This is a genomic window from Enterococcus pingfangensis, assembly GCF_005405205.1.
GTDB classification, from domain to species: domain Bacteria; phylum Bacillota; class Bacilli; order Lactobacillales; family Enterococcaceae; genus Enterococcus_A; species Enterococcus_A pingfangensis.
In genome coordinates, this window is the sequence record NZ_BJDP01000008.1 from 61,061 (window position 1) to 78,744 (window position 17,684).

The following is a 17,684-nucleotide window of genomic DNA, read 5'->3' on the forward strand; positions in this document are numbered from 1 at the left end:
TGACACGATGTTAGAGCTAAAAGATATAAAGAAACATTATCATGTAGGCGATACAACGACCAAAGCGTTGGACGGCGTATCCGTCTCATTCCGCCGACAAGAATTTGTCGCGATCTTAGGAGCCAGCGGTTCTGGTAAAACGACGATGCTGAATGTGATTGGAGGATTAGATAACTATGACTCAGGGGACATGGTGATCGACGGGACTTCCACAAAGACATTTAAAGATGCTGACTGGGATGCGTATCGAAACAATTCGATCGGTTTCGTTTTCCAAAGTTATAATTTGATCAGCCATCTGGGGATCATTGAAAATGTAGAACTTGGAATGACCTTGAGCGGTGTCGCAAAAGAAGAAAAAAAACAGCGGGCAGAAGAAGCCTTGCGAAGAGTCGGTCTAGCCGATCACATGCACAAAAAACCAAACCAGCTTTCAGGCGGACAGATGCAACGGGTCGCGATCGCGCGAGCGTTAGCTAATGATCCGGATATTTTGCTATGTGATGAACCAACTGGGGCACTAGATACAGAGACTAGTGTTCAAATCATGAACTTGATTCAAGAATTATCGAAAGAAAAATTAGTCATCATGGTGACCCACAACCCTGAATTGGCAAATAAATATGCGGATCGGATTATTGAGTTTTCTGATGGCAGAATCTTGAATGACTCGCATCCTCACATTGAAGGTAAGAAGGGCGCCGATTTTCAATTAAAACGAACGAAGATGAAATTTGCGACGGCTTTGAAACTTTCTTTCAATAACTTGCGGACAAAAAAAGGCCGAACATTTTTGACGGCTTTTGCTTCAAGTATCGGAATCATCAGTATCGGGATCGTACTTTCGCTGTCGAGCGGTTTCCAAAAACAAATCGACAGCACACAAGCAGAAGCGATGGCGAAATATCCGATCACGATTTCAAAAACAACGACTGATCAAACAGCCAATCAAAACCAAGCGCTTGGATCCGATAAGGCTGCTAAAACAAGTAAAGAAAACAAAAATCAGATCGTCGCTAAAATCAGTGATGAAGACAAAGCGCAACATACGAATCAGATCGATCAAGACTATGTGGATTATATCAATGATATCGATCCTGAATTGAGCAACAATATCGGTTTTACTCGTGTGGTAGGAATGAATCTATTACGAGATGTTGAGGGCAGTGTGAAACCAGTGAAACTGTCTAATGAAGCGTCAGACGGCACTCCTTCGATGATGAGCGCAATGGCTAGTATGACCGGAATGGGGGTTTCTTCTTTTCCAACACAGTTAGATAAAAGTTCCGGCAACTTCTTAAAAGAAAACTACAAATTGTTGTCAGGCGCCTATCCTAAAAATAATACAGATGTAGTTCTGATTGTAGATGCTAATCACAGCACGAATATCAATTCATTGAAAAATCTAGGTTTTGATGTGAAAGATGGCGACAAACTAGATTTTGATAAAATCGTTGGAACGGAATTTAAATTGGTCAACAACAATGAGTATTATAAGGAATTACCAACCGGCAATTTTATTCCTAACACTGATTACCAAGCGATGTACGACAGCGCAAACAATGAGACATTAAAAATCTCAGGAATCTTGCGAGTAAAACAATCCTCAACAATGAACCTTTTAGCGCCGGGAATTGCTTACAGCGATGAACTGACGTCTAAAATCGTGAGCGATAACGAAAATTCTGAGATCGTAAAAGCTCAAAAAGAAACGGATACGAATGTCATGACCAATGAAAAATTAGATACTGAAACAAAAGAGAGCACGCTTGCGTATTTAGGCGGCGACAGTATTCCTAGCAATATCATGATCTATCCAAACAATTACAAAGATAAAGATAAAATTTTGAACTATTTGGATGCGTACAATAAAGGCAAGAAGAAGGATGATAAGATCATCTATACTGATTTAGCAGGAACGATGACCGAGTTGACCGGCGGCTTGATGGACGCGATCACTTACGTATTAGTAGCCTTTGCGGGAATCTCATTAGTGACCAGCATGATCATGATCGGGATCATCACGTATACTTCTGTGATTGAACGGACAAAAGAAATCGGTGTCTTGAAAGCTTTAGGGGCACGGAAAAAAGATATTACTCGGGTATTCGATGCAGAAACGTGTATCTTAGGTGTCGCTTCAGGGACATTAGGGGTAGTGATCGCGTACTTAGCGACTTTCCCAATCAATACGATTTTGTATAACATGACTGAATTAAAAAATGTCGCGCAATTAAATCCAGTCCATGGAGTCATTTTGATCCTTGTTTCAACTGTTTTAACAATGATCGGCGGACATATCCCTGCAAGAATGGCAGCTAAAAAAGATGCTGCGATCGCTTTACGGGCAGAATAATAAAAAGGAACGCCAAAACTTTGGCGTTCCTTTTTTCGGTTAAAATACAAAGAAATAGTTGATGATTGAAAGCAAACTAAAACCAAGTGCGATCAATCCACAAATAATAAGGTGGAGACGTTTATTCATCAAAGCCACGGCGATGAATTCCCTTAAAAAGGCATTTGGCAAATAGTAGCGCGCGGTCTTTGAACCGATGCCGTCAATTTTCAAACCAACCTCTTGAGCGTACATTCCAGCTCTGAAAATATGATAATTGTTAGACGTAAAGATCGCATGATAACCTGAAGGTCGCTCGCGTTCCATGATCTCTTTACTAAACTGCATATTTTCTAACGTATTCGTAGATTGTGCTTCCAGCAAAATGTCTTCGGCAGGGATTCCTTGTTCGATGGCGTATTCTCGCATTGCTTGTGCTTCCGGGATCCTTTCATCGGAACCTTGTCCACCTGACATTAAAAGTTGCGGCGGCGACAACGTCTCTGCACTTTGCTTGCGGTAAAATTGGATCGCGCGGTCGATCCGCTTAGCCAGCAACGGTGTTACTTTTTGCCCATCGATCAAGCCGGCGCCCAGAACGATCACATAGTCTTGATCGTATTGCGGCTGGTTGAATTGATAAAGCACTGAGATCAATAAAAAATTCCAAAAGACGACAAAAAAGTAAAAGGCGATCGTCGTCGGGATCGATAGTAAAATGACTGACCAGTTAGGCAGAATTTTTGGCCCAAACGTTTGCAAGATTACCAGTCCAATGATCGCCAGCGCTAAGATCAAAGTCAAAAGATTCGGCAGTCTGCGAGATTCGTGGCGCAAAACGATGAAACTATTACCGATTAGAAAAATAATGGCCGCATACAAACCAAATAAAACAATCAAAACGAACAGTAGCAGTAAAATGCTAAGAATCCCTATTCCGATCAAAGAAACTGAAGTAACGGTAACAAATGCTACGTACCCCACAAAACTGAGCAAGAAAAGGTTCAACAGCCAGCCATTTCGCAATCGGCATTTTTCTTTGAAATAAAAATAGCAGAACAATAAAAAGAAAAAGAGCGGGATCAGAATGAAGAACGTTTTATTTTGGATCTCAATGGCAAAAAAATAGCCGGCTAGAAAGATACTAGTCCATAATAAAAATTTGCTGAATTTCCTTTTTTTAAAATGAAGCAGCACACCGATCAAAATGATGAAATAAAAGGCTAAAGCAAGTAAATCTCGTGGTATATCCACCGTATCACATCCTTTGTAGCAGTAAATATTTTTTAGTTGTTAGCCTGCAACTTGATATCAAGTATAGCAAAGAACGCGGAAAACGGCAGTAAAGAACGATTAGTTGGTTTTCTGGAAAAAGATTAGTAAAATTAATAGTAAGTCAGTTCTAATGCAAGGAGGGGATCTACATGAAAATCAAAGGGATCGATCGAGTAGATTTGCCGACGCTTTTTGTGATCGGCAAAGAAGGACGCGGACAAGCAGAAGAAGGACCATCTTGGGTTCCGTTGCTATGGGATCAGTTGAATGCTCATTTCGAGGAACTAGTCGAACTTTTAGCAGGACAAGACGTCAAGGATCTGCATTTGTGGGGATTGATGAGCGATGGCGAGCATTGGCTGGAGCCGTGGCAAAAAGAAGGGCGTTATCTGGCAGGTGTTCAAGTACCTGAAGATGCGCAAGTTCCTGAAGGCTGGGTTTGCTGGAAACTGCCGCCGATGGGTTATTTGACCGTGAAAGCCAGTGCAGAAAAAATTGAAGAAGCAACGAATTTAATGTTAGGCGAGATTTTTCCTTTAGAAAAATTAGAACTTGCTGGTGCGATCCACGAACATTACTTGCCGCATTTTGCAGAAGGAGAAGTTGAATTATATTTTCCTTTTAAGGCACAATAAAAACTTCACTCTCTACTAAACTGAAGGTCAGAAAAGGAACCGTTTCTGACCTTTTTTCAATTACGAGACACAAAAAAAGCATACGAAATAAATTTCATATGCTTAGACTGCTGACAAATCTAACAATAGATTTGTCTTTTTTTATCCGATCTGAGCGAATAAATCCGTAGTTTTTTGCCAGATGTCTGAGAATAAATCTGTAGTCTTGTGCCAAATCATTTCAAAAGTATTGGCTTTTTCTACTGCCTGTTTAGTTACGAGATCTGTTGATACGCCTTCACTTGCTTGGACATAACCTAAAGTATCTTGGGCCAGGGAAACATTGACAGCACCGATCTTTTCATTTTTTAAAACGGGCGCGATTATTGCGTTATTGTCTAACAAAGATTGGTTCAACGTCGTTTTAAACGTTAGATTTGTAGGATCCATATCCTTTCGAACCCAGAGTTTGACAGATGTTTCCATCGCTAAAGCGACAGATTTTTGTGTGCCGTCTGTAACGGTTAGTTCCGGCTGATCAGTCGGTGTTTGTCCAGCGGTAGCCACATCTTGCTGGCTCCATTCGCTCAAACAATAATCCATCAATTTGCTTGTTTCAACGTAACGTGCTTCGTTGTCATTGTCTTGGTCCAAAGCGTTCAAGATCACGGTGATGACCCGCCGACCGTCTTTTTGGATCGTTCCGACGAAACAGGCACCTGCTAAATCAGTAGTCCCAGTCTTCAAACCATCGACACCGTCTTTATGATTTTCACCATCAAACAGCATAACATTTACGTTTTTCATATCATCTGGATGCGAAGTATTCGGCGCGAATTTCTTTTCTTTGATTTTAGAAACTTCTAAAATTTCTGGGAAATCTTTGATCAAATGTTGTGCCACAATCGCAACGTCGCGAGCAGACATCAAGTTCTCATCATCTTTTTGAGTGCCGGGATAAATTTGGTCTTCTAGAAAGACATTACTCAAACCAGAAGCGTTGATGATGGTCGCGTCGGTAATATTCCAGGCTACTAATTGTGCCCGCATTTGATCAACAAAGGTATGTTCGTTGCCGGCAACCAGTTCTGCTAAAGCAACGGCACAGGCATTAGCTGACTCAACGATCATGGCTTCAAAAAGATCTCTGACCGTATATTTCTGTCCGCGGACTAAAGTTACATTGGATAGATCAGGAACTGTACTTAATTTTTCAGCGTACTCTGAAATGGGTACTTCTTGTTCCCAAGTAATTTTCTGTTGTTTGATTGCATCTAAAACGAGATATGCCGTAATCGTTTTAGTGATAGACGCGATGCCTTTTGGGGTATCTCCATTCTGATTAAAAAAGACCTTCCCTGAATCAGCATCAATAGCGAATCCTGCATCTGCATTGACTGTGAAATCGTCTGCAGCTTGAGCGGTGATTCCTATGAGGCTTTGGAGAAAAAGTACTAGTACAACCAAAATAAGAGGGAATCTTTTCTTTTTATTCATCGATGGGCTCCTTTATTTCTTTTAACTTTAAAAGCTTAGCAAAATCATCAGATGAATTCAAGAAAACAAAAAAAATACCAGAGTTTCTTATCAAATTTAAAAGACTCTGGTATAAAACTATTTGTCTGTTGTAGTTAAAAGCCGCGTCCACCGCCGCCAAATGTTCCGCCACCGCTGGAATTTGTTGTACTTCCGCCGCCACCGCCATTATTTTTGGCAGGTCGAGGAATTCGTCGAGTGGTAACGAAAGAATTGACCAATTGATCTTGCCGTTCGGTCAGATCCAATTGGGCATTTTCTCGATAAGGATAGCGATAGGTACCGATTTTTAATTGATAACGCAAACGAACCATAAAAAAGAATCCGATTGCCGCGGCGGCTGCAATGATCAAGCCGATCGTAAGCTCGATTCCAGTGATCGATTTGTAATAGGTCACTTTTCCGGTCGTTTCATCGATGCGGTAAGAACCGCTGGGAATACCGTCGTCCACGAATTGTTCAGCATTGGTTAAATAATCCGCACTGGCTTGATAATAATCGCCGGCGCTCATTGCGGCTTCTACATCGTCCAAAAGCTGGTCGCGTCGTTTATCAGTTATATAATCGATCATATTGCCCGAAGTTGATAAATAGATTTCGCGCTGAGTCATATCTAATAAAAGCAGAGCACCGTTATTATTTTTACCAACACGAGCCATCAACTGTTCATTGGCAAAGGTTCGCGGTTCTTCGGTATTGTCAGTCGTCGTCAAAATAAAGACTTCGCCTTTGATTTTTTGATTGATCGCATCCGCTTGACTTGAAAGTTCTGCTCGTTCTTCAGTCGTCAGCAAATTTGCTTGATCGTCAATTGTGTCGTCAGCGGCGAAAACTTTCAGCGGATTGAACAGTGCCAAAAAACCAATAAATAGTAGAAATTTTTTCATATAAAATACCCCACAATCAGAGCAATCCCTAGCAGTACTGCAAAGATTCCACCCGAAAATAAACCTAAGCGTTTATTGCTGATCGGTAAAATTCCGCTGACTTTGCCCGTTTGCCCATTCATAGCATAGTAATACGTTTTGTCTGCGGCGTCTTGATACGTCACCAGCCAGACCGGCAGCAGCAGATAGTGATTGTCTTGCTTCTCAACATTAACGGATCGATTGCCCGGGGTGAACGTCGTGTAGCCGGCGACCGTATCGCGCAATAAGTCCTCTGTATATTCAGTCAGTTCGTGCTTGATCTGCTCAGCCAGTTCTGTAATCTCGATGTCGCGTTTTTCGGCTTGGAACCCTGATAAGTATTCTGTATGAAAGTCGACTGCTTGATCGATAGGAAAAGGCTGGACGCCTTCGACCATTTTTTGCTGGAGATTTTTGGTTAAAGCATTTTTAGTCAGATGTTGAATTTTTGCTTTGCCTTGGCGAAAAATTTGATAAACTTTCGTTTCGGTGTATTCAATGTCTCCAATGATCCAAACACGCAATGAAGTCCCTTTACCAGTCAAATCGCCCGCAGTTTCGGCATCAACCACCCAGTAAGGGAAATAGACACCCGTCATTTTTTCAATCTGCTGTTCGTTGAAAAAATCTTTTGGGATGAAGCGTTTCTTTTTAGTCCAAGCTAAAAAATCGCTGATTGCTTTTTCTCGATCGATTTTAAAAGGCAAAACTTTGTTAGGCAAAAATGCGCCAGTCAAGCGCCCAGATAATACGACCGGGTTATGACAAAAATAGCAATAAGTTGCGGCGGTGGTGTGATCCGTCACAATTTGAGCCCCGCAGCTGGGACAAAGAAAAAGATCCACTTCAGCTGTGCTTTGTTCCTCGCCAGCCGCTGCTGATTCAGCAGTCGCAGGAGTTTCTTGTGCTTCAAATCGTTCGATGTCTTCCACCGTAAAAATGCTTAAGCAATAATCACAATGAAATTTTTGATCACTTGGATTGAATGTCAAAGGACCGCCGCAGTTGGGACAGTGATGCGTCAATACATCTGCCATTTGCAGATCCTCCTATTTCGTAAAAGTAACTAGATGCTGGATTTTATATTTTTGAGCTTCCGCGGCTGATTTGTCGCCTGAGCGAATCCTGAAAAATTAGTCTAGCGGGATTCCTTTGAAAGGTTTGCCGCAATGTGGACAGAATTTTGGCACACCATTTGTCAAATCAACGACTTCGCCGCACTCGCTGCATTTCATTTGGATTTTTGCCGCAGTTGCCGGCGCTGGTTTCGGTTCGCCACAGTTGCCGCAGAATTTACCCGTGTTTTCTTCGCCGCATTTTGGACAAGTCCATTGATCACCGGCTGCTTTTTGTTGGGCTTGCTGATTTTGCTGGATCTGCTGGTTATTACTTTGCGAAGCTTGGTTGAGAAAATCTCCGCCGGCATTCATTCCCATGCCCACACCGAAGAAACCAGTCGTAGCGCCAGCCGGATTTTTACCCGCAGCTTCCATCCCGCGAGCGACCGAACCTTGAACGTAACCTTCGCGTACCCCAGGGTCGCCTAACATCGCGCCTTCATTACGCATATTGATCAATTTCGCGGAATCGTCTGTGTAAGAAATGCTGGCAACAGCGACTGAAACGATCTCCATCCCACGCAATTTTCTCCAGCTGTCATCTAACGCATCGGATAAATAGCTGCTTAGCTCCAAACTTTTAGACGGCACATAAGAAATCCGCTGACCATCGGCAGACATTTGATTAATCGCCGCTTGCAAACCGGTTAAAAATTCTTGCAAGTATTGTTCGTTGATATCACTGATCTCAACTTGCGCCATATTCCGCGGAATCGCGTTAGCGAAAAATAAGATCGGATCGGTCACTTGGATCGAATACGTGCCGTGTGCACGTAAAAATAACTCTGCGTTGTAAAAATTATCAAAATAATTTAACGGGGTGCTGGTGCCGAATTTGATTCCTTTAACTTCTTGCAGGTTGATGTAAAAAACTTGCTGTTTCTGCGGTGTCGTGCCGCCAAATTTGAAACGACTGAAAGTTTCAGCGACTGCGTCTTTCAATGAACCGTTGAACATCGAGGGTGCCAAATTGTTTTTCACCGTGTAGTAACCTTCTTCGGCGGTATAATCAATAATTTTTCCGCCGTCAACTAACAGCATCATCATATTTGGATAGACATGAATGACCGAGCCATCGGTGATGACATCGCTGGTTCCTTTTTTATTACTGCCGCGTTTGTCGTCTTTTCGTACGGCGACTCCTTTTGTCATGACGGTACTTTGTCCCATGTCGGCTGGTTCAATAATCTCTAACCATTGATCGGCCAGTCCGCCGCCAAGACTGCTTGTTGCTGCTTTAAATAGACCCATGAATATCCCTCCGTAAAAGCGTTTTTTTCATTATACCATAGAGTATTTTTGAAATAGAAAGGATACAGTTGCACAGATTAAGAGACGCTAAACAATTGAGATAGACAATTGGTTTCTATAGTTTTTTTACGTAAAATCACGTATAATAAAAAGCAGTGATTTTAAAAGGAAAGAGGAAAATTATGGCGTATCAAGCCCTTTACCGCGTTTGGCGGTCGCAACGTTTTGATGACTTGGTCGGACAAGAAGCAATCACAAAGACACTTAAAAATGCGATCCAGCAACAAAAAACTTCCCACGCATATCTGTTCACCGGTCCCCGCGGAACAGGAAAGACCAGTGCGGCAAAGATTTTTGCTAAAGCCATCAATTGTCCCAACAGCATTGATGGGGAACCTTGCAATAAGTGCGAGATGTGTCGTTCAATCACCGAAGGACGCCAAGAAGACGTGATCGAGATTGATGCGGCTAGTAATAACGGAGTGGAAGAGATTCGTTTTATCCGCGATCGGGCCAATTACGCACCGACTGCGGCTAGCTACAAAGTCTATATCATCGATGAAGTCCACATGCTTTCAACCGGTGCGTTCAACGCGTTGTTAAAAACCTTAGAAGAACCGAAAGAACATGTGATTTTTGTCTTAGCAACGACGGAGCCGCATAAAATCCCGGCGACAATTATTTCGCGGACACAGCGCTTTGATTTCAAGCGGATCGGTGTCCCAGCGATCATTGGCCGGATGGCTTATATTCTTGGAGAAAGCAACCAACCTTATGAAGAACAAGCATTGTCAGTAATCGCTCGTGCGGCTGAAGGCGGGATGCGTGACGCGTTGAGTATTTTAGACCAAGCGATTTCTTTCAGCAATGAAACGATCACGTTAGCTGACGCGTTAGCAGTGACCGGCAGTTTGACGACCGAGATGATGGATGCTTTCATTGGAGCCTGTCTGCAGCAAAATGTCAGCGGTGCGTTAGAGATTTTAGAAAATATTTTGGCAGAAGGAAAAGAAGCTCGCCGGTTAACAGAAGACTTATTATTGTATTGTCGAGACTTATTGATTTATCAGCAAGCGCCGCAGCTTTTGGAAAACCGTGCCGCTTATTTGACCGATCCGTTCAAACAATTAGCTGAAGCAACGGCCTCTGAACGCTTATATGCGATGATCAAGATTTTAAGCGAGACACAAAATGAGATTCGTTTTACCAATCACGCCAATGTTTATTTAGAAGTTGCGACGGTGAAACTGGCAACTCCGCAAACAGCAAGTGAAACAGTAGCGCCAACACCGAGCCAGCAACTGAATTCAGCAGCACAGCCAGCCAATCAAGCCGAATTAGCTTCCTTGAAACAGCAGCTGCAGCAACTGCAAACAGAGATCCAGCAAATAAAAACCAATCCAACAGAAAAAACAGAACATAAAGCAGCACCGAAGAAAACGGTCAGCAGTTATCGGGTACCAACAGAACGAGTCTATCAAGTATTAAGTGAAGCAACCAAAGATCATTTGCTAAATGTGAAGAACGTCTGGGAAGATCTATTGATGGCTTTACCTGTGACGCAACGAGCGATGTTGAAAGCGAGTGAGCCGATGGCGGCAGGTCCAAATCTAATGTTGGTGACTTTTGATTATGAGATCGTTTGTCAGCGCGCAGATAGTAATGAAGAACTGCGCTTGAATATGCAAAACAGTTTAAGTATGATGATTAAAGATTACACGCCGGAATTTGTTTTTATTACTCGTGAAAGCTGGCCGCGTTTACGTCAAGCTTTTCTCAGCCAACACCATGATCGCCCGGAAGTGACCAGAGAAATAGGGACAGAAGATGAAGTCGTACTACCTGAAGAAACGAATGAAGTCGTTGAACAAGCTAAAAGTTTGTTTGGTGATCTAGTAACGATTAAAAAAGATTAGAGGAGCGAAAAAGATAATGATGCGCGGAATGGGAAATATGCAAGGCATGATGAAACAAATGCAAAAAATGCAAAAGGAAATGGTCAAAGCTCAAGATGAGTTGAATGCTAAAGAATTCACTGGTAGTTCAACCAATGACCTAGTCACGGTAACATTCACCGGCGACAAAAAAATAAAAACAATGACGATCAATCCTGAATTGATCGATCCAGAAGATCCAGAAATGCTGCAAGACATGATCGTTTTAGCAGTCAATGATGTGATCACAAAAATTACCAAAGAAACTGATCAAACAATGGGGAAATACACAAAAGGACTTCCTGGAATGTAAACAACTTTGCTTTTTAGTTAAATGCCGCTGATTTTTTACAAAAAGGTCAGCGGGTAGGATTCATGTCCGGCTGAACGAACTAGCTTTTGGTCTTATTGTTCAAAAGTAAAATGAGTCCGTGAAGCCTTTCTGAAAGAGAGGATGAACAGGATGCAATATCCAGAACCAATTGCGAAGCTGATTGAAAGTTATATGAAGTTGCCGGGAATCGGACAAAAGACCGCGACCCGTTTAGCCTTTTTCACGATCGACATGAAAGACGAATCCGTCAATGAGTTTGCGCGCTCTTTGATCAGTGTCAAACGCGATCTGCGTTTTTGTAGTGTCTGCGGAAATATCACAGAAGAAGATCCGTGTGAGATCTGTTCGGATACAACGCGCGACCGCAGTACGATCTTGGTTGTAGAAGAACCAAAAGATGTGATGTCGCTGGAAAAAGTTCGTGAGTATCACGGACTTTATCATGTGCTCCATGGTGTATTATCGCCGATGGAAGGAACTGGGCCGGAAGATATCAATATCGCGCCTTTAATCAAGCGGCTGCATGATGATGAGATCAAAGAAGTCATTATTGCAACCAATGCCACGACTGAAGGCGAAGCGACAGCAATGTATCTGTCGCGTCTGATTAAACCAGCGGGGATCAAAGTCACTCGATTAGCACACGGACTATCCGTCGGCAGCGATATTGAGTACGCTGATGAGATCACTTTGTTAAAAGCAGTGGAAGGACGCCGTGAATTATAAAGATTTCGCGGTGTCTTTTTAAAAGATAGAATAAGAACATAATGATTTTGGAGGACAAGAACGTGAGCGGATTATTTATTACGATTGAAGGACCAGACGGCGCAGGCAAAACGAGTGTGCTGAATGAACTTTATCCTAGATTACAATTAACGGCGAAACGAACCATCGTCAAGACAAGAGAACCTGGAGGCATTCCGATCGCTGAAAAAATTCGTCACGTGATCCTTGATCCTAGCCATGACCGAATGGACGATCGAACAGAAGCCTTGCTGTATGCGGCCTCTCGCCGTCAACATCTGGTCGAAAAAGTGTGGCCTGCACTTGAGGCAGATGAAATCGTTTTGTGCGATCGCTTTACTGACAGCTCATTGGCGTACCAAGGAGCAGGACGTGGGATCGGCATGGCAGAAGTTGCTAAGCTCAATGAGTTTGCAGTAGAAGGCACGGTGCCAGATATTACGCTTTATCTGGATATCGATTCAGACACTGGATTGCAACGAATTATGAAGAATCGGACCAATCAAATTGACCGTTTGGACTCAGAAGGGTTACAATTTCATCAGAGGGTGCGGCATGCTTATTTAAAATTAGCAGAAGCAAATCCCGATCGAATCATCAAAATCGATGCTCGGAAACGTTTAGATGAAGTCGTGAGTGCCTGTTTTTACGAGTTGTTGACACGTTATCCAAACTATTTTCATTCATGAGAGGTGGCAAACTATGAAACTTATTTTAGCAATCGTCCAAGACAAAGATTCTAACCGCTTAGCCAATGAATTTATTGACGCCAATATTCGCGCAACGAAACTTTCTTCTACCGGCGGTTTTTTAAAAGCGGGCAACAGCACGTTTATCATTGGGATCGAAGATGAACGAGTAGAGGCTGCCTTGGCTTTGATAAAGGAAACTTGTCAAGCACGGACTCAATATGTGACGACACCAGTAACTTTAGACATCTCCTTAGACGGACAAGTCCCTTATCCTGTTGAAGTTGAAGTCGGTGGCGCGACAGTTTTTGTCTTGCCAGTCGAAGGCTTCCATCAGTATTAAGATGGACGAAGCACAAAGACTCCAGACAATTCAGCCAATTGTTTTTCGCCAATTACAAAACAGTTTTGAGCATGGGCGTATGGCCCATGCTTATCTTTTTGAAGGGGATCAAGGGACCGGCAAGGCTGAGTTGGCTTTATGGTTTGTGAAGCACCTGTTCTGTTTAGCATTGCATGAGGGGATGCCTTGCGAAAAATGCAATAACTGTCTGCGAATCGCCAGTCAAGATCATCCCGATGTCGTGGAGATCCAACCCGACGGCCAATCGATCAAAGTTGACCAGATTCGTGCGCTGCAAAGCGAATTGACTAAAAGCGGCTTTGAATCTGCAAAAAAAGTCGTGATCATCCACCAAGCCGAAAAAATGAATACAAATTCAGCGAACAGCTTGTTAAAATTTTTAGAGGAACCACCCGCTAACTTTATGATTATTTTAGAGACGCAATCATTGGGGAAAATTTTGCCGACGATTCGATCACGCTGCCAGATCATTCACTTCCAAGCATTGTCCACAAAACGTCTGCAATCTCGTTTAGAAGCAGAACAAATCCCGACAAAAACGGCAGAACTCTTGGCGAATTTAACAAATAGTTATGGAAAAGCTGTTGAAATCTCAAAAGATGAATGGTTTAATGAAGCTAGAGATGCTGTTATTCAATGGTTTAATTATCTCGAAAAAAATGATCCGCAAGCGTTTATCTATGTTCAAAAAAAATTGGTGAAGACGTTTAAAGATAAAACTCAACAACAATTCGCTTTTGAAATCTTGGCGTATTTTGTTAAGGAAAAACGCAACCAAGTGATAAGACAGAAACAGTCGGGCGTGGAAAAGTATAATCGCCAGCTGGCAGAAGTCTTGTCAGCCAATCAGAAACTAGAAGCGAACGTATCATTTCAAAATATCGCAGAACAAATAACGTTGCATATTATTTTTCCGTAACGTTATTTAAGAGAGTAGGGAAAACCATGGTTGAAGTTGTGGGTGTTCGTTTTCGTGACGCAGGCCGTATTTATTATTATGCGCCAGGAAAAAGCGAATATTTTTATAATGATAAAGTCTTGGTCGAGTCACAGCAGGCGCACCAGATTGCGACAGTGGCAATTCCAAAAATAGAGATCGCCAAAAAAGATCTATCTGATGATTTAAAAATGATTTTACATAAAGCCTCAGATAAAGAATTAAATAAAATGGCACAAAACGAAGCAGATGCCAGCGAAGCGTTTAAGATCGCCAAGGAAAAGATCCGAGCGCATGAATTGGAAATGAAGCTGATCCAAGTAGAATACACATACGATCGCAGTAAAATGATTTTTTGTTTTACGGCGGATGGACGAATCGATTTTCGTGAATTAGTCAAAGATTTGGCGGGGATTTTTCGGACACGAATCGAGTTGCGCCAAATCGGCGTGCGGGATGAAGCCAAGATCCTCGGCGGCATCGGACCGTGCGGACGACCATTATGCTGTTCGACTTTCTTAGGAGATTTTATTCCTGTTTCTATCAAGATGGCTAAGGAGCAAGGTCTATCGTTGAATCCAACAAAGATTTCCGGTCTTTGCGGACGCTTGATGTGCTGTTTGAAATATGAAAATAGTGAATACGAAGCTGCCAAGAAGGCGATGCCTGATTACGGCAAAGAGATCAATACACCAGAAGGACGGGGGAAAGTCATCGGCTTGAACCTGCTCAGCAAAGTCGTGAAAGTCCGATTGTTCGGCTGCGATGCAACGGTTGATTTTGATTATCAAGAATTGGTTGAAGCAGGTGATCTAGCATGATGGATCGACGTTCTTTGTATGACGGCTTGAATCAGTTAGAACAAGACATGCATAAAAATCTTGAGGATCTCGTTTCGATGAAAGAAACATTGCTGGAACTTGTGGAAAAAAATACGACATTAGAGATGGAAAATGAACGGTTGCGGGAACGGATTCGTGCAATCGATGAGAAGAAATCACCTGTCTTAGACGAGCGGCAAGAACTGTCGGAATCACGTTTGAATCTTGAAAAAATATACGAAGACGGGTTTCATGTCTGCAATCTGCTCTATGGTTCAAGACGTGAACAAGATGAACCGTGTGCGTTTTGTTTAGATGTCATTTATCGTGAAAGCAAACAAAAGTAGCTCCTGACAAAAAGCTGTTTATTTTAAAATGGGTATGACGTCGCGGATGTCACACCCTTTTTTTGTAAAGAAAGAACGTCAAGGGAGCATTCGTTTTGGACAGCTGATAGCGCCTGTCAGCTGCGGACAATAAAGGAAAGAGGGAAAGCGACTGTGAGGATCCAAAAAAGTTTTGCGCAAGCAGCGGGGACGCTGTATTTAGTGCCAACACCGATCGGCAATCTGGAAGATATGACGTTTCGGGCAGTCAAGACATTGCAGACAGTTGAATTGATCGCCAGTGAAGATACGCGTAATACGCAGAAATTGTTGAATCATTTTGAAGTGAAGACACCGCAAAAAAGTCTGCATGAACACAATTACAATGAGCGGATCCCAGAATTGCTGACTTTTTTAAAAAACGGCAATTCGATCGCGCAAGTTAGTGATGCCGGAATGCCGTCGATCAGCGATCCTGGGCACGAATTAGTCGTGGCTTGCATCGAGGAAAACATTCCAGTCGTTGCCTTGCCAGGCGCGACAGCGGGGATGACGGCACTGATCGCATCAGGCTTAGCGCCGCAGCCATTTTATTTCTACGGCTTTTTGCAACGGAAAAAAAGTACTCAGAAAAAAGAATTAACAGAGCTGAAAAATCAGACAGCAACGTTGATTTTTTATGAATCGCCTCATCGAGTAAAAGAGACTGTAAAAAATATCTTAGAAGTTTTTGGCAATCGCGAAGTGGTGGTCTGCCGCGAATTAACGAAATTGTATGAAGAATACTTGCGAGGAACTGCCGAAGAATTGCTCGATTATCTATCAGAACATTCATTAAAAGGCGAATGTTGCCTGCTCGTTTCTGGTGCTGTCGAGATAGAAGTGGACGAAGTTTTTACAGGTTCACTGAAAGAGCAAGTAGAGCTGTTGATCGAAGAAGGACAAGCGCCAAAAGAAGCAATCAAAACTGTCGCAAAACGACACGATTTAAAGAAACAAGATGTTTACAAAGAATATCATGAACTGTAAGAGCAGGCTTTTTCCTGCTCTTTTTTTGTGGATTTTTTTAGCCTAGACCAAAGTAAACAAAAAAACCACCATAGCCGTCACTATGGTGGAAATGAAGGTTGTTATTTACTCTTGGTAGGAGTAAGTATGAAAAAACCAATTCGGGATAATTGGTATATTTTTATAATAAAGCAAATAGTCAGCGAATTCATGAATGGCTGTTTGTTAATCGCTAAGAAATGAATTAGAAAAAACTTATGCAATTTTCGGTGGAATTTTTCGTTATATTTCATAATGTAAGGGTTGCATTTTGTTTCGGGGAATTTACGAGCTATGTTACACTTAAATTGGAAGATCTAAATAGGAGGGTACATTTATGGCAAATATCAGTAAAAAGTTACTAACTGAATTGACTTCAGAAGAAGCAAACGGTCCATTTATCACATTTATGTTGAATACACATCATGGGCATCAAGCTGTTGAAAAAGACCAAATCATGTTTAAAAACTTTGCTAAAGAAGCGAAACAACGCTTTGACAAAAAGTACACTGATCACAGCTTTGAACCATTCCAAGTAAAAATCGATCAATTATTAGCAGATGGTGATTTTTGGCGCAACGGAACAAAAAGTGTTGCGGTGATCTTGACCGCAGATGAAATATACGTTCATCGTTTAACTATCCCAGTCGATGACCAATATTATGTCAGCGACTTGCCGTATCTATTGGCAATCATCAAGAATATGCAGTTTAACTATTCGTATTACTTGATGGGGTTGAATCGCGATTCGATGAAACTTTACGCTGTTCGCAACAAAGAAGTTACTGCGATCGAACTTCCAGCAGATGCACCTAAAGACATCGTGACAGCTCTTGGTGACGAATTGACCGGTGGGAATCTGAATGTTTCGGCCCGCGGCGGCGAAGTCGGCAGTTTTCACGGAGTAAATACAAAAGATGAAGAAGTTGAAATCGACTGGGTGAATTATTATCAAGCCGTCGACAATTTCTTAAAAGAATTAGATAATCCGGATCAATTACCAGTATATCTTTTTGCTTTGCCGGAAAATCAAACGCAATTCAAAAAGATCGCAAAGAATCCCTATTATTCAGATAAAGCAGCACTCAGCGGCTCACCAGCCCAAGCAAATCTCAATGAGATCAAACAAGAGATCCAAAAGATTTCTGACCAATTAGCAGCGTCAGAAACACAGTCGTATCAAAAATTAGCCGATCGAAAATTTGTTGATCAACTGGTGGATATCGTACCTGCCGCAAAAGAAGGCAAGGTTTCCCATCTGTTTATCGCAACGTCAAATCTGGTCAACGGATTCGGAGAAGATCCAGTCGTAGAGTATGATCGGCGCCAAGTTTTGAACGAGATCGCCGACAATGTGATTAAAAATGGCGGGCAAGTCTTTGTGTTGGATCAAAAAGATGCGCCGGATGAGAAGAGTTTATTAGCGATCTTGCGGTACTGATAGTTAACTC

General features: G+C 42.3%; 17 protein-coding genes. 12 read left to right on the forward strand and 5 right to left on the reverse strand.

What is annotated here, in order from left to right; genetic code table 11:
* The first annotated feature begins 7 nt into the window (after positions 1-7).
* Positions 8-2,356 carry an ABC transporter ATP-binding protein/permease gene (locus FFM63_RS06400; protein ID WP_137609490.1) on the forward strand — a complete coding sequence of 783 codons (2,349 nt, stop codon included), beginning with the start codon at positions 8-10 and terminating at the stop codon, positions 2,354-2,356.
* 39 nt (positions 2,357-2,395) lie between these two features.
* Here FFM63_RS06400 and FFM63_RS06405 read toward each other — a convergent pair whose 3' ends face one another.
* Positions 2,396-3,589 carry a YdcF family protein gene (locus FFM63_RS06405; protein ID WP_137609491.1) on the reverse strand — a complete coding sequence of 398 codons (1,194 nt, stop codon included), beginning with the start codon at positions 3,587-3,589 and terminating at the stop codon, positions 2,396-2,398.
* 170 nt (positions 3,590-3,759) lie between these two features.
* Between FFM63_RS06405 and FFM63_RS06410 the strand changes: the two genes are divergently transcribed.
* Positions 3,760-4,245: a GyrI-like domain-containing protein gene (locus FFM63_RS06410; protein ID WP_137609492.1), complete on the forward strand. Its 486-nt coding sequence runs from the start codon at positions 3,760-3,762 to the stop codon at positions 4,243-4,245.
* Between the two features lie 141 nt (positions 4,246-4,386).
* On the opposite strand, the gene FFM63_RS06415 is transcribed toward FFM63_RS06410, so the two are convergent.
* The 4 genes from FFM63_RS06415 to FFM63_RS06430 all read right to left on the reverse strand — a co-directional run bounded on the left by FFM63_RS06415 (position 4,387) and on the right by FFM63_RS06430 (position 9,037).
* Positions 4,387-5,721: a serine hydrolase gene (locus FFM63_RS06415; RefSeq protein ID WP_137609493.1), complete on the reverse strand. Its 1,335-nt coding sequence runs from the start codon at positions 5,719-5,721 to the stop codon at positions 4,387-4,389.
* A 134-nt stretch (positions 5,722-5,855) separates the two neighbouring features.
* A complete protein-coding gene (locus FFM63_RS06420; protein WP_137609494.1) occupies positions 5,856-6,647 on the reverse strand; it encodes a TPM domain-containing protein in 792 nt (263 codons plus the stop codon).
* Positions 6,644-7,705, reverse strand: a complete 1,062-nt coding sequence (locus FFM63_RS06425; protein ID WP_137609495.1) for a TFIIB-type zinc ribbon-containing protein — start codon at positions 7,703-7,705, stop codon at positions 6,644-6,646. Before FFM63_RS06425 ends, FFM63_RS06420 begins: the two co-directional genes overlap by 4 nt.
* 96 nt (positions 7,706-7,801) lie before the next feature.
* Entirely contained in the window at positions 7,802-9,037 is a 1,236-nt protein-coding gene (locus tag FFM63_RS06430; protein ID WP_137609496.1) for an SPFH domain-containing protein, read from the reverse strand.
* 182 nt (positions 9,038-9,219) lie between these two features.
* Between FFM63_RS06430 and dnaX the strand changes: the two genes are divergently transcribed.
* From dnaX to FFM63_RS06480, 10 genes are all read left to right on the forward strand, one after another.
* A complete protein-coding gene (dnaX, locus tag FFM63_RS06435) occupies positions 9,220-10,953 on the forward strand; it encodes a DNA polymerase III subunit gamma/tau (protein ID WP_137609497.1) in 1,734 nt (577 codons plus the stop codon).
* 16 nt (positions 10,954-10,969) lie between these two features.
* Positions 10,970-11,284 carry a YbaB/EbfC family nucleoid-associated protein gene (locus FFM63_RS06440; RefSeq protein ID WP_137609498.1) on the forward strand — a complete coding sequence of 105 codons (315 nt, stop codon included), beginning with the start codon at positions 10,970-10,972 and terminating at the stop codon, positions 11,282-11,284.
* 150 nt (positions 11,285-11,434) lie between these two features.
* Positions 11,435-12,031, forward strand: a complete 597-nt coding sequence (gene recR, locus FFM63_RS06445; protein WP_137609499.1) for a recombination mediator RecR — start codon at positions 11,435-11,437, stop codon at positions 12,029-12,031.
* Between the two features lie 62 nt (positions 12,032-12,093).
* Entirely contained in the window at positions 12,094-12,738 is a 645-nt protein-coding gene (tmk, locus tag FFM63_RS06450; protein ID WP_137609500.1) for a dTMP kinase, read from the forward strand.
* 13 nt (positions 12,739-12,751) lie between these two features.
* Positions 12,752-13,081, forward strand: coding sequence for a cyclic di-AMP receptor DarA (gene darA / locus FFM63_RS06455; protein WP_137609501.1), 330 nt, complete (start codon positions 12,752-12,754; stop codon positions 13,079-13,081).
* A 1-nt stretch (position 13,082) separates the two neighbouring features.
* Positions 13,083-14,021 (forward strand): DNA polymerase III subunit delta', encoded by a 939-nt coding sequence (gene holB / locus FFM63_RS06460; RefSeq protein WP_137609502.1) that lies wholly within the window; start codon positions 13,083-13,085, stop codon positions 14,019-14,021.
* 26 nt (positions 14,022-14,047) lie between these two features.
* Positions 14,048-14,860: a PSP1 domain-containing protein gene (locus FFM63_RS06465; RefSeq protein ID WP_137609503.1), complete on the forward strand. Its 813-nt coding sequence runs from the start codon at positions 14,048-14,050 to the stop codon at positions 14,858-14,860.
* Positions 14,860-15,207, forward strand: coding sequence for a DNA replication initiation control protein YabA (locus tag FFM63_RS06470; RefSeq protein WP_167483436.1), 348 nt, complete (start codon positions 14,860-14,862; stop codon positions 15,205-15,207). The genes FFM63_RS06465 and FFM63_RS06470 overlap by 1 nt, the downstream gene beginning before the upstream one ends.
* Before the next feature lie 153 nt (positions 15,208-15,360).
* A complete protein-coding gene (rsmI, locus tag FFM63_RS06475) occupies positions 15,361-16,215 on the forward strand; it encodes a 16S rRNA (cytidine(1402)-2'-O)-methyltransferase (RefSeq protein ID WP_137609505.1) in 855 nt (284 codons plus the stop codon).
* Between the two features lie 355 nt (positions 16,216-16,570).
* Positions 16,571-17,674, forward strand: coding sequence for a baeRF6 domain-containing protein (locus FFM63_RS06480; RefSeq protein WP_137609506.1), 1,104 nt, complete (start codon positions 16,571-16,573; stop codon positions 17,672-17,674).
* Positions 17,675-17,684 lie beyond the last annotated feature (10 nt).